The sequence below is a fragment of the Zunongwangia pacifica genome, from assembly GCF_023499215.1.
GTDB lineage: Bacteria > Bacteroidota > Bacteroidia > Flavobacteriales > Flavobacteriaceae > Zunongwangia > Zunongwangia pacifica.
The window spans coordinates 1-13,063 of the sequence record NZ_JAKHSK010000026.1; the positions used below are offsets into that span (position 1 = coordinate 1).

The following is a 13,063-nucleotide window of genomic DNA, read 5'->3' on the forward strand; positions in this document are numbered from 1 at the left end:
GACAATGCCTGTTAGAAAATGGGGGATTATCCTCAATCAGTTCTTGACCATATATGAAGAAAGGGTTCAACTTTAAGTTATAAAATCAAACCCCTTTATTTAAAACTTACACACTTTACGGGATAGTGTCTTAATATTCTATAAATAATGCAGCTTATTTTATCACAATATCAGTAAAATAGAGTTGAAAGCTTCCATCCTTAGATTTGTGCATTTTGGCAATTGGGATGCCTTTAAATTCTTCGTAATCTTCCCAGGTCGTAGCCATTTGTCGATCACCGCCTGCAGCTTTATAAACCCATTCTTCGATCATGTGATCGTCACCATAGTAAATATCGTAAGTGTCTCCAGGCGTGTAACCACCATCTGCGCTATAAGACACTTCTAATTTATTCAGGGTATCACCGCTAATAGGCGCGGGTACTTCTTTTTCTTCCGTAAGTGTTGCATCGCTCCATACCAATTGATAAGGAAAAAGCAGCCAGTAAGAGTCATTTATAAACTTCTGGTCGATACTAACTTTACTTTCAGGAATCGAATCGTTTTGAGTGTAAGTTGCTGTACTGTCGTTTTCCGTTAAGCTAATTTCATTGGTCTTGGTATTCCATTTCCAGTGTCTGGAAGAGCGTAGCGTATCGTTTACTTTTACATTAAAGGTAAATTCAACTTCCGTAGCGTTTTTAAACTTATCAAGCCCATTGGCCATCGCTATGGTATTTCCAATGCCGTCTTTTTCTTCTGATGCAGCTACTTCAGTATTTTTAGTATTCATTTCAGAATTGCTTTTGTCACTTTCAGCATTTTTACAGGAAAGAATACTTAATGCAACTAAAAGGGGGAACAATGTTTTTTTCATAATTGAGTGTTTAGCCGTAAGTTTTAAAGGTACAAAACAATTAAATAGCTCGCAGAGCGAGCTTTAAATTTTATATTAAGATAATAGAAAAAGAAAACCTCCCGATTTTGGGAGGTTTTCAATAGATTCGATTTTATAAAAATTATAACCTGCGTCCTGTAAGTAGTCTATAAAGTAATAGAATTACCGCCAGTACAATTAGGATATGTATAATACTTCCTAAGTCTGGAAAGGCAAAATAACCTATAAGCCATCCAATAATTAATAGTACAATGATTAGCCAAATTATATCTCTCATTTTAGTTGGTTTTTAGTGACTTTTGATCACATTAGTTAATTGTTAGTTTTAATTTTTTGGTTTTGATAAGGCTTTAAAATCCATTATCAACCAGTTAGTTAAATCTAATTTATAGAATAGCCTGTCTGGCTAAAAACTATTTAACTCGTAATTAACTCGTTTGTTAAAAATCTGAGGGATTTTTAATAATTTGGGAGGCTCGTTCTTTAATTTTAGAGATTTCTTTAGCCTCTTTTTTTTCCAGTAAACTCATCATCATATTCATTCGCTGGTTGTTTTTAAAGAATTCTTTTTTATCGTCCAGAAAATTCCAGTATAGGCTATTAAAAGGGCAGGCATCCTCTTCGGTCTTTTTACTCACTTTGTAATGACAGCTTTTACAGTAGTTACTCATTTTATTAATATAACTTCCGCTGGATACATAAGGCTTTGTCGCTACAATGCCGCCATCAGCAAATTGGCTCATGCCACGGGTATTGGTGATTTCTACCCATTCGATCGCATCGATATAAATTCCCAAATACCAGGCATCAACTTCATCGGGATGGCATTGGGTAAGTAATGCATAGTTTCCTGTGATCATTAAGCGCTGAATATGATGTGCGTAAGCATTATCTAAACTTTGCGTGATGGCATGATGTAAACAATTCATTTTCGTGTTACCATCCCAGAAAAAAGGAGGCAATTTATTCTGATTATCCAGCTTGTTGCTTCTGCGATATCCTGGCATTTTTAGCCAGTAAATGCCCCGCATATATTCCCGCCAACCTAATATTTGCCGTACAAAACCTTCTACCTGAGAAATATCGATATCATCTTTATGATCGTAATAATAATTAACAACCGAATTGATCACCTCTTTTGGGCTTAGCATTTTTGTATTCATGCAGAAGGATAATCTGGAGTGGAAAAGGTAGGCCTCATCGGTATGCAATGCATCCTGAAAATCACCAAAATGCACCAGTAAATTTTTACAGAAATAATTTAGAACTGAAAGACTATCTTCTCGTGACGTTGGCCAATTAAAGCTTTTCGTATTGATGTTTCCTATGGTTTTAATGCCGGCTTTTTCAATCTCTTTTACCAGATTAAAAACATCTTTTCTAAAACCACGCTCATGCGGAATATCAGGTTTACCGGTCCATTTTTTTCGGTTCGATTTATCAAAATTCCATTTTCCACCTTCAGGATCATTTTTGGTGGCCATCATAATGTCATATTTCTTCCGCATATCGCGGTAAAAATATTCCATTGTCATTTGCTTTTTGCCTTTATAAAACTTTTCCAGATCATCACGGCTGGTTAGAAAATGTTCGGTATCATAAGCTTCAGATTCGATCGAAAGCGAGTCACAAATTTCCTTTAATTGTTCATCAAGACGATATTCATCGGGAAGCTGATATTCGAATTTTTCGATATCATTTTTTTTAATCAGCTGCTTTACATTTTCAACCAGATCCTGATTATTTTCTTAATCGTTAATATGATAATAAATCACCTCATGCTCTCTTTCCCTAAGATATTCAGCAAAATTTCGCATCGCTAAAAAGAAGCCCACTATTTTTTGAATATGATGTACGGTATAATCGGTTTCCTGGCGCATTTCCATCAAGATGTAAATGATATCGTCTTGCTCTTCTTTAAACCAACTATGCTGATGGTTTAATTGATCGCCTAAGATTAACCGTAATTTCTTTACTTTTTTAGCCATGTATGTACATATTCGTTGTCAGGATCGTAATGCGCTGCCTGTTTTTTGATGTTAAATTTTCGATCTCGGGGATCGTTACCCACGCCGCTATTGTACATCCAGTTGCCCCAGTTGCTATGCACATCGTAATCGATCAAAACACTTTCAAAATAAGCGGCACCTGCTCGCCAGTCTTGCTTTAATTCTTTTGCCCAAAAACTATTAACGTTTTGCCGACCACGATTACTCATAAATCCGGTAGCGGCGATTTCGTTCATATTCGCGTTTACAAACTCTTCGTTGGTTTCGCCATCGATCCAGTTTCGCAATTTTTCTTTGCTGAAGTTCCAATCCAGTTCTTTATCTAAAATTCCGCCCAAACAGAAGATCGAGTTTCCATGTTTTTGCGAGATGTATTTAAAAAAATCACGCCAGATCAGCTCAAAGATCAGCCAATACGTATCCTGATTTTTGGTGATTTCTTGCTCAAATTTTTTGACTTCGTGATAAATACTTATTGCAGAAATGCTTCCGTTGGCCAACCAGGCCGAAAGTTTAGAGCTGTAGTGTTTACCCAGCAATCCATTACGTGTTTCTTTGTAGTCTGAAAGCTTCTTCGTTTTCCAGAAGTAGTGGTCAATTCTTTTCCAGGCTTCAGCTTCGCCACCTTTAAACGGAAATGCAGATCTAGGATCTTGCTGAAAATCTTCCAATCTCAGATCCTTAAGATTGGGGATTTTTGAAGTGTTTTCTATAAGATTGCTTGCTGGTTTTTGCGGTGGAATTTCAATTTCTTTGCGAACCTGAACGTATTTTTCGCATTTCTTTCTGAATTCAGTATACACCTTTGGGATTTCACTAAAATCATCGTAAGGAATATCTTCTGGATGAAATAAAAATTGCGTGTAAAAAGACCGAAAATCGATAGTTGGAAGTTCCTTTTTTAACGTATCGATCACCTGTTTTTCTTCCGCAGTCCATTCTTCCTGAAAATAAATTGCTTCAATCTGGTGATTTTCTATAATTTTAGGAATAATTTCTTCCGGCTTTTTATGGAATGTGAGTAAGCTGATATTTAATTCCTCTAACTTCTTCCGAAGTGGAGCAATGCTTTCCATTAAAAATTTAGCTCGGAATTTACCGGTTTTTGGAAATCCGTATTTGGTTTCTTTAAATTTTCTGGGATCAAAACAGTACACTGCGATTACATTTTTATGCTTTTCGCAGGCCTCAAATAATGCCTTATTGTCTTTTACTCTTAAATTATTTTCAAACCAGATTAATCCTTTACCCATTAATTATTTTTTCACTTTTAGTTCTTCGGCATTTTTCACTACAATAAATTACATTTTCCCAATTTTTCGCCCATTTCTTACGCCAGCCAAATGGCCTTTTGCACACGGGGCAAATCTTTTCTGGTAAGTGCTTTTTCTTTACATTCCTCAATCTCTTGATTCATTTTTATCAAAAAAACTCTTAATCTCTTGTCCTGGTCTTGCGTAATGAAATCGGTCTAAAAGTGTTGGCAAAGCATAGCCGTCTAAACCATTGATGGTAACGGTACCGGCATCTTCTAATCGCAACCAGCCATCTGGCGTTTGGATGCTTTCATCAAAATAAACATGCTTAATCGCACCAATAACCAAAGCCGTTCCGTTTTCTTTGATCTCATATTCATTTACATATTCGCAGCCAATTTTAACCGCGCATTGTTTTACGTAAGGCGCAAAGAATTCATCTAGATATTCTTCTTCAAGTCCGGTTTTGGTGAATTCAGAGATTTCTTCGTCGTATTTCGCCGCGGTTTGATGTGCTTTGGCGATCATATCCTGATGAATATGATTTACCGTGAAATATTTAGTGTCTTTAATGTTTTTGTAGGTGTTTCGTGGTACGGTGGTTGGTCGGGTTATAAATCCAATAAGCGCGGGATCACTACCAAGATGGGTAACCGAACTAAAAACGGCGACATTGGCTCCTTTTTCTTTAGATTTTGTGGCGATAAGGTTGGCGCTTTTATATCCAGAGATGCTATTGATAAGGTTTAACCTAAAGATCTTTTCCATACCTTCAATATCGCTGGCGTTAACATGTTTCATGAGAAATTCTATTTTTGAAGTGATACTTTTATATTCAATAAAAAAGAGGCTAGTTTTTTAAACTAACCTCAATTTACAATTCTGTTTTTAGACGTGCTGTTAATGGATTTTTAAATTAATCCTGTAATTCTAATTGATTAATTTTCATTTCAAAAGCTTCGATGGCTTCATTCACGGTCTCGATATTATCTGAAGATCGCTGATGCGCATTTTCCATAGCTTTTTCTAATTCTTTATCAGGATGCTCAAATAAATCGGTGATTACATGATTTATCTTATCGATAATGCTTTCCTGACTGTTTTTAATGTCTTCCAGCTTGCTTAAAGTGGAACGCATATTATCAATTTTCTCTTGATCCATAATTTTTGAATTTTAATTAGTATTACTAAAAGTAGGATTTAGAACTCTTTAAAATCAATCAATTAACCAATTTTAGTAGGTTTTTAATGAAAGATTATGAATTGTTGCGTAATAACTCCCTTTGTAAAATCAGGCGTTTATTTAGTAATGCATAGCTTCCAAATGTTGCATAAATGCTAAAGAACAGGGTCTTTCGTAAAATATCTGTATTTTTGTATTCTAAATTGTATTTGTTTTTTTATAAAAGCAGATCGCGTACTTCAAAATAATTCATGCAACAATCCAAGAATATTGCAATCGTAGGTTCTGGCCTGGTAGGTTCTTTACTAGCTATTTATTTAAGAAAAGCCGGTCATCAGGTAACTATTTTTGATCGTAGACCAGATGTTAGGAAGGTCGAATTTTCGGGCAGATCCATAAATTTGGCGATGTCTAATCGTGGATGGAATGCGTTGCGAAGGATTGGTTTAGAAGACGAAATTAGGAAAATTGCCCTGCCTTTGGATAAGCGTGCCATGCACGTAAATGACAAGCCTCTTTATTTTCAGAAATATGGGAAAGAGGGCGAAGCGATCTATTCGATCTCACGCGGAATTTTAAACCGAAAAATGATCGACCTCGCTGAAGAGGCCGGTGCGGTTTTTAGATTTGAGGAGAAAGTGTGGGATATCGATCTAAAGCAAGCTAAAATTTATACCGGCGCTGCAGAAACAACACCGTGGACCGAGTATAAATTCGATCTTATTTTTGGTGCAGATGGAGCATTCTCCAGGGTTAGGCACAAAATGCAGCGACAAAGCAGGTTCAATTATTCGCAACATTTTATCGATGTGGCTTATAAAGAACTTACCATCCCTGCAAACCCTGATGGTTCGCATAAGCTGGATAACGCGTCTTTTCATATCTGGCCACGTGGTAAATTTATGCTAATTGCGATGCCTAATTTAGATGGGAGTTTTACCTGTACCTTATTTATGCCGTTTGAAGGTGAAGTGTCTTTTGAGAGTATCGATACCGAGGGGAAAGCTGAGCGCTTTTTTGAAGAATATTTTCCAGATATCAAAGAAGATATTGCTAACTTGAAGAAAGACTTTTTTAATCATCCTACCAGTGCTATGGTGACTATAAAATGTTTTCCCTGGCGCTACGATGATAAAATTGCTTTAATAGGCGACTCGGCGCATGCCATTGTGCCGTTTTACGGGCAGGGAATGAATGCTGGTTTTGAAGATATTTCAGTGCTTTTTGATAAGATGGAAGAATATGGTGATGACTGGGATAAAATATTTTCTGAATACCAAATGGCCCGCAAACCAAATGGAGATGCAATTGCTGAATTAAGCTACAGGAATTTTGTAGAAATGAGTAGCAAAACGGCAAATCCTAAATTTTTACTTCAGAAAAAAATAGAAAAGAAATTTGCTGAAAATCATCCTGAAGCCTGGGTACCCCTTTATTCTCGCGTAACTTTTTCGGATCATTCTTATGCTGAAGCTTTAAAAATAGGTGATAAGCAGGAAAAAATTATGGCAGAGATTTTAAAAATCCCAAATATTGAAGCCAAATGGGATAGTGCGGAAATTGAGGAAAAAATCCTGGAATTATTAGGAGAAGAAATCCCTGTTTAGGAGGCATAAATTTTAGACTTCTTCCATTTCACCTTTTACTTCTAAGGCATCATAAACATGTGTCATGGTGCGTTTATCTTCACTAAGAACGATAAGGATATCATCTGCTTCAATCTCTGTAGTTCCTTTTGGAGTAATAAATTGTTCGTTTCTAGAGATCATGGCGATGATCGCTTTTTTAGGGAAACCAATTTCTACAATTCGTTTTCCCACGGCCTTATTTTTGGGCGATATATGAATTTCCCGAATTATAGATTTAGCCCCATCAGATAAGAAAGTTTCTACCTGGCTTTTGGGTTTTACCTGATCGGGAAGCGCGACATGCAGCCATTTTGCCACTACAGATAGCGTTGTTCCCTGGATAATTACAGAACTTAGCGAAACAAAAAATACAATATTAAAAATGAAGTTGGCTTTATCTACACCGGCAAGTAATGGGTAGGTGGCAAATACAATGGGGACAGCACCACGCAGTCCCACCCAGCTTACATACCAACGCCTGCGCATTTTCATTTTAAAAAATGAAAGACTTATAAGAACACCAATTGGCCTGGCGATAAATATTAAGAATATAGAAATTACCAGTCCGATTCCCACAACCGGTACAATCTGGCTTGGATATACCAGTAGGCCTAAAGTAAGGAAAAGAACGATTTGCATGAGCCATGCAAGTCCATCAAACATTTGCATGATGGTTTTTTTACGGATAAGGTTTTGATTGCCCAGATAAACCCCACTTAAATAAACGGCTAAAAATCCGTTACCGCCCATAAAATTAGTTGCTGAAAAAACAATAAACATCAGCGCAATGGCCAGTACCGGATACAATCCGTCGAAATCTAATCTTATTTTATTGATGACGATTTTGCAAAGTTTCCCGAAAATAAAACCTAACAATCCACCAATTAATATCTGCTGGATAAAAAGGGGAATAATGCTCCAGATGCTTTGCTCAGGGTTTAACACTATGCCAAGAAAGGCAATGGTGAGAAAATAGGCCATGGGGTCGTTACTACCACTTTCTAACTCTAAGGTGGGTCGTAAATGTGATTTTAGAGCCAGATTTTTAGATCTTAAAATAGAGAAAACTGCCGCGGCATCTGTAGAAGAAACAATAGCACCTAGCAATAATCCTTCATAAATAGAAAAATCGGTAATAGCCCAAACAAAAGTTCCTACTCCAAGTGCCGTAAATAAAACGCCAAGCGTAGATAGTGAAATTCCCTGCCAAACAACAGGTTTTATACTTTTCCAGTTTGTATCTAATCCCCCTGAGAATAGAATAAAATTTAAGGATGCAATCCCAATGAATTGAGCGATTTCAGGGTCGTTAAAATAGATACCGCCAATGCCTTCACTTCCAGCTAAAATCCCTACAGAAAGGAATAAAACCAAAGTAGGAACACCAAATCTATAGGATGTTTTACCAGCAAGAATACTTATAAAAAGTAGTAGGGAACCTATTAAAAGAATGTTCTCTATGGTGATGCTCATGGGGTATTTCAAATTTTTTACTAAAATACACTTTTACGCGATAATTGATGTTGAAATGATTAGATGCTTATGCTTAAAGTTGAAAAAAAAGCAGCCCGAAGTTAGACAATTTCGGGCTGCTTTTTTAGTATCTTTCGATTTTAATGAGCTCCTTCTTTTAAAAGCTCTGGGAATTTTTTCTTGAACCTGTTAATCCTTGGAATAGATACTTTTTGGATGTATGGATTTTCTGGATGATACTTTTCATAATCCTGATGATAATCCTCGGCTACCCAGAATTTCTGAAATGGTAAAATTTCAGCTGCAATAGGCTTATCATAGTTTTTAGCTACCTGGGCTTTTACGTTCTCTATAATTTGTTTTTGTTCTTCATTTTGATAGAAAATTATAGAACGATACTGTGAACCATGATCGGGTCCCTGCCCGTTAACTTGAGTAGGGTTTTGGGATCCAAAATAGACTTTCACCAAAGTTTCAAAGCTCACCACATCTGGATCATAAATAACTTCTACACTTTCAGCATGACCGGTTCTCCCGGTATTGCTTTGTTCGTAAGTAGGGTTTTTAGTATGACCGCCAGAATATCCAGAAATTGCTTCATCTACACCTTTTACGCTTTCGTAAACAGCTTCAACACACCAAAAGCAACCACTGGCAAAATAAGCTTTAGCCATGCCATTTTCTAAAGGAACTTCAACAGGTTTGGCATTTGCGATTTCAGGTTTTGTAGCTGGTTTGTTTTGGGCATTATTTCCGCAGGCAAAACATATTAAACATACGGTAGTTAAAAAAAATGATCTCATATTATAATTAACTTTTTGTGAAATTTCCTTCTAAGGTTTTTTTTCCGAAAATGGCATAATCTGTTGCGATTTGGCCATCTATCTTAAAACCTAACCAATCAAGTTCCAGGCCATTATTTGTAGCTTTAAGGCTTGCAATGGCATCTTCTTTAGAGAAATCTTCCCAGGGTAAATCTCTATTCTTATTTCTTGAAGAAGGACTTACATAAAAGGCATCGTAACCATTAACAGTTTTCTTAAACCTAACATTGATATACATACGATCGGGTTGAAGGCAAAACTCTGAATTTCCGGTAAGGCTTACTTCTATGCAGTAACAATTGCAGGCTTCATCTAATTCTCCCTGCTTAGTATATCTTCCTGAAATTTCACCGGCACTGCTATTGGTTTTAGAAGTGTCTACAGATTCTTCAAGGTTGTCGATATTATCGTAGCGATTAATATCACTTTCTTTATCTGCTGCTGCTTCGTTACTTTCTACTGGAGCAATGTCATTAGGCTCAACTTCAGATTTGTCACTGTTGGTATTTTTACAGGAAAAAGCTATAAAAATGAATAGGAGTAAAATTGTTTTTTTCATTATAAAGTAAGTGCTAGTTATAAAGTAAAGTTAGCTTTTTAAGCACTTAAAATTGTGAAATCCTTGTTAATCAATGTTATTACTGGGGTATTGCTGATTTTTGGGTATAAAAAAACTGCTTAAAAATATCCAATATCTTTAAGCAGTTTTATGAAATTTTGATCAGTTTCTAAGCGATTACATGCTTTGGAAAAGTTGATCCATTTTTTCTTTTTCTTCTTTCGCTAAGTCTTCATCAACAAGGATACGACCACTGTGCTCATCGGTAATGATTTTCTTTCTACCGGCAATTTCCATAATCACCTGTGGCGGAATGGTAAAGTAAGAACCTCCAGAAGCACCACGCTCTACCGGTACAATTGCCAATCCATTCTTTACATTACTACGAATACGCTTATACGCCTTTACTAAACGCGCATCGATTTCTTCTTCGTACTGTTCAGATCGGTCAATAAGTGCCTGCTCTTCTTTTTCTGTTTCAGCAAGTATCGCATCAAGCTCACCTTTTTTGTGATCTAAATGCGCCTGGCGATCTTTTAAACGTTCTTTAGTTTGTTCGATCACCTGTTTCTTTTGCTCAATCTGAACTTTATATTCTTTGATGTGTTTTTCAGCAAGTTCGATTTCCAATTCCTGATATTCAACTTCTTTTGTTAAGGCATTGAATTCTCGGTTGTTACGAACATTTTTTTGCTGCTCAGAATATTTTTTAATAGTGGTTTTAGACTCGTCGATAAGATTTTTCTTATTCTTGATATCGTTGTTAATCACTTCGATATCACCGTCTAATTTTTGTAAACGTTTATTCAATCCGGCTACTTCATCTTCTAAATCCTGTACCTCTAAAGGAAGTTCGCCTCTCACGTTTCGAATTTCATCAATTCTGGAATCTACCAACTGAAGATCGTATAAAGCTCTTAACTTCTCTTCTACAGTAAGATCATTTTTCTTTGCCATACTTAAATATACTTGATAGGATTGCTATTTGTCTCTGCTAAAATAAGTGCAAAATTACTAAATTTTTTCGTTAAAAAAGAATATAGTAAATTTTTTGTAAATTGTTCGCTTTCATAGTGTCCAATATCTGCTAACACTATATTTTTCTCGGCTTTATAGAAGTCGTGATATTTTAAATCTGCCGTGATGTACACATCTGCTCCGGCTCTTTTTGCATTTTCGATGGCAAAAGCGCCACTTCCACCCAAAACGGCCACCTTTTTAATCGGTTTTTCTAATAATTCTGAATGGCGTATACAGCCAGTTTTAAAAGTCGATTTTATCGCTTTTAGAAAGGCTTTTTCTTCCTGCGGTTCTTCCAGCTCGCCAATCATTCCCATCCCAAGATGCTGATTACTATTTTCCAGGCTGGTAATCTCGTAAGCAACTTCTTCGTAAGGGTGCGAGGTAAATAGGGCATTTAAAATTTTACCTTCTAAATGAGAGGGGAACGTAATCCCAATTTGGGTTTCTTCTTCATAATGAAGATTTCCGCGTTCTCCAATTACAGGATTAGAGGATTCGTTTCCTTTAAAACTTCCCTGCCCATTTACATTAAAACTACAGTGATCATAGTTTCCAATACTTCCGCCGCCTGCATCAAAGATTGCTTTTCGAACTTTTTCAGCATCATTCTTGGGTACAAAAGTGAGTAGCTTTTTGATACTTTTTTTCTTCGGAATTAATATTTGCCGGTTTATGAGTCCGATTTTTTCGCAAATCATATCATTAACTCCTTTATACTGGTTGTCTAATGCAGTATGAATAGCGTAAATAGCGATGTCATTTTTTATCGCTTTTAAAACCACACGTTCCACATAATTTTTTCCCGTAATTTTCTTAAGTCCGGAAAATATAATGGGATGGAAGCTTACAATAAGATTACAATTCTTTGCGATAGCCTCGTCTACGGTTGCTTCAAGCGTATCTAAGGTGATAAGCGCTCCGGTAACTGTGGTATTTTTGCCACCAACCAAAAGTCCCACATTATCAAAGTCTTCCGCATAATTTAATGGAGCAAATTCCTCAATTTCTTTTATGATATCCTGAATAATCATATTTTTAAATTTTAAATGCCTTAATACAGGTTTTTTGCTAATTCTATAAAAATTTAGGTTGTTGTTAAAAACAATGTATTATTGGTGAAATTAGCGGTTGCTATTTAATGGACTTTCTCGATGTAAAAGCTGTTTTTAATAGTGAAACCTAAAAATTAGATGTCAAAGATAGATATTATAGCCTGCCTTATATGAATTTACTACGAAAATTCCTTTTGCCTTTTGCCTTTCTCTATGGTATAATTGTATGGTTTAGAAATAAATTTTTTGATGCAGGCATTTTAAAAAGTACCAGTTATAACTTCCCGGTGATCTGCGTAGGAAATATTAGCACCGGCGGTACTGGGAAATCACCAATGATCGAATATTTACTGCGGAAATTAGACTACAAAAACATGGCTGTTTTAAGTAGGGGCTATAAGCGATCTACTGATGGTTTTTTATTGCTTAAAGGGGATGAAAAAGCTATTGAGACAGGGGATGAGCCTTTACAATTCAAGAATAAATTTCCAGCGGTAATGGTTGCTGTAGATGCCGATCGTAGAAATGGTATCGCTGAATTGCGAAAAAAACATGCAAAAATTGTTCTTTTAGACGACGCCTTTCAGCATCGAAAAGTAAAAGCGGGTTTTAATATTTTGCTTACCGCTTATGGCGATCTTTATGCTAACGATTTTTTATTGCCTACGGGGAATCTTCGTGAAACCTATTCGGGTGCCGATAGGGCGCAAGTCATTATCGTTACTAAATGTCCCCCAAATATTCCCCTTAAAGAGAGAGAACATATAAGATTTAAGCTTCAGATTAAACAATATCAGAATTTGTTTTTTTCGACCATTCAATATGCTGAAACCATTTCAGATGGTACAACACAATATTATTTTAGTGATTTGTGTGATAACTGCACGGTGGTAACGGGGATCGCTAAGCCGGCCCCTTTTATTCAGCATTTAGAAAAACAAAATATACAATTTGAGCATCAAAAATTTCCAGATCATCACAATTTTACAGAAACAGAAATAAACCTATTGAATACTAAAGCATGCATTCTTACGACCGAGAAAGATTTTATGCGGCTAAAAGATAAAATTACGGTTCCGCTTTATTATCTGCCTATAGAAACGTCTTTTGTAGAAAATGAAGCATATTTTTTAAGCAGGATAAATAAGTTTATAACTGAATTTAAGCAGTAGGACCAAA

At 36.1% G+C, this 13,063-nt stretch carries 13 protein-coding genes and 1 pseudogene; 2 read left to right on the forward strand and 12 right to left on the reverse strand.

Translation table 11 applies throughout. The features are described from left to right. Positions 1-154: 154 nt before the first annotated feature. The 7 genes and pseudogenes from L1967_RS15740 to L1967_RS15770 form a co-directional block, all read right to left on the reverse strand. Positions 155-856 carry a hypothetical protein gene (locus L1967_RS15740; protein ID WP_249602463.1) on the reverse strand — a complete coding sequence of 234 codons (702 nt, stop codon included), beginning with the start codon at positions 854-856 and terminating at the stop codon, positions 155-157. 142 nt (positions 857-998) lie between these two features. Then, the gene (locus L1967_RS15745) at positions 999-1,154 is read right to left on the reverse strand and encodes a lmo0937 family membrane protein (protein ID WP_249602464.1); all 156 of its coding nucleotides are present in this window, start codon (positions 1,152-1,154) and stop codon (positions 999-1,001) included. Between the two features lie 163 nt (positions 1,155-1,317). Then, positions 1,318-2,865, reverse strand: a pseudogene (locus L1967_RS15750) (cryptochrome/photolyase family protein). Continuing rightward, complete coding sequence (locus L1967_RS15755; protein WP_249602465.1) at positions 2,850-4,139, reverse strand: DASH family cryptochrome; 1,290 nt, start codon at positions 4,137-4,139, stop codon at positions 2,850-2,852. Before L1967_RS15755 ends, L1967_RS15750 begins: the two are co-directional and overlap by 16 nt. Beyond that, entirely contained in the window at positions 4,132-4,290 is a 159-nt protein-coding gene (locus L1967_RS15760) for a DUF2256 domain-containing protein (RefSeq protein WP_249602466.1), read from the reverse strand. Before L1967_RS15760 ends, L1967_RS15755 begins: the two co-directional genes overlap by 8 nt. Continuing rightward, positions 4,287-4,943, reverse strand: coding sequence for a flavin reductase family protein (locus tag L1967_RS15765; RefSeq protein ID WP_249602467.1), 657 nt, complete (start codon positions 4,941-4,943; stop codon positions 4,287-4,289). The genes L1967_RS15760 and L1967_RS15765 overlap by 4 nt, the downstream gene beginning before the upstream one ends. A 115-nt stretch (positions 4,944-5,058) precedes the next feature. Then, complete coding sequence (locus L1967_RS15770) at positions 5,059-5,304, reverse strand: hypothetical protein (RefSeq protein ID WP_249602468.1); 246 nt, start codon at positions 5,302-5,304, stop codon at positions 5,059-5,061. Positions 5,305-5,576: 272 nt separating this feature from the next. Here L1967_RS15770 and L1967_RS15775 point away from each other — a divergent pair, with 272 nt between their 5' ends. Next, complete coding sequence (locus L1967_RS15775; protein ID WP_249602469.1) at positions 5,577-6,932, forward strand: FAD-dependent oxidoreductase; 1,356 nt, start codon at positions 5,577-5,579, stop codon at positions 6,930-6,932. A gap of 12 nt (positions 6,933-6,944) precedes the next feature. Here L1967_RS15775 and L1967_RS15780 read toward each other — a convergent pair whose 3' ends face one another. The 5 genes from L1967_RS15780 to L1967_RS15800 all read right to left on the reverse strand — a co-directional run bounded on the left by L1967_RS15780 (position 6,945) and on the right by L1967_RS15800 (position 11,863). Beyond that, on the reverse strand, positions 6,945-8,426 hold the full coding sequence (locus L1967_RS15780; protein WP_249602470.1) for a potassium/proton antiporter: 1,482 nt from the start codon (positions 8,424-8,426) through the stop codon (positions 6,945-6,947). 140 nt (positions 8,427-8,566) lie between these two features. Next, the gene (msrA, locus tag L1967_RS15785) at positions 8,567-9,229 is read right to left on the reverse strand and encodes a peptide-methionine (S)-S-oxide reductase MsrA (RefSeq protein ID WP_249602471.1); all 663 of its coding nucleotides are present in this window, start codon (positions 9,227-9,229) and stop codon (positions 8,567-8,569) included. Between the two features lie 7 nt (positions 9,230-9,236). Then, positions 9,237-9,809, reverse strand: a complete 573-nt coding sequence (locus L1967_RS15790; protein ID WP_249602472.1) for a UBA domain-containing protein — start codon at positions 9,807-9,809, stop codon at positions 9,237-9,239. Positions 9,810-9,986: 177 nt separating this feature from the next. After that, the gene (locus L1967_RS15795) at positions 9,987-10,766 is read right to left on the reverse strand and encodes a zinc ribbon domain-containing protein (protein ID WP_249602473.1); all 780 of its coding nucleotides are present in this window, start codon (positions 10,764-10,766) and stop codon (positions 9,987-9,989) included. Between the two features lie 2 nt (positions 10,767-10,768). Continuing rightward, positions 10,769-11,863, reverse strand: a complete 1,095-nt coding sequence (locus L1967_RS15800) for a Nif3-like dinuclear metal center hexameric protein (RefSeq protein WP_249602474.1) — start codon at positions 11,861-11,863, stop codon at positions 10,769-10,771. Between the two features lie 191 nt (positions 11,864-12,054). Here L1967_RS15800 and lpxK point away from each other — a divergent pair, with 191 nt between their 5' ends. Continuing rightward, positions 12,055-13,056 carry a tetraacyldisaccharide 4'-kinase gene (gene lpxK, locus L1967_RS15805; RefSeq protein ID WP_249602475.1) on the forward strand — a complete coding sequence of 334 codons (1,002 nt, stop codon included), beginning with the start codon at positions 12,055-12,057 and terminating at the stop codon, positions 13,054-13,056. Positions 13,057-13,063 lie beyond the last annotated feature (7 nt).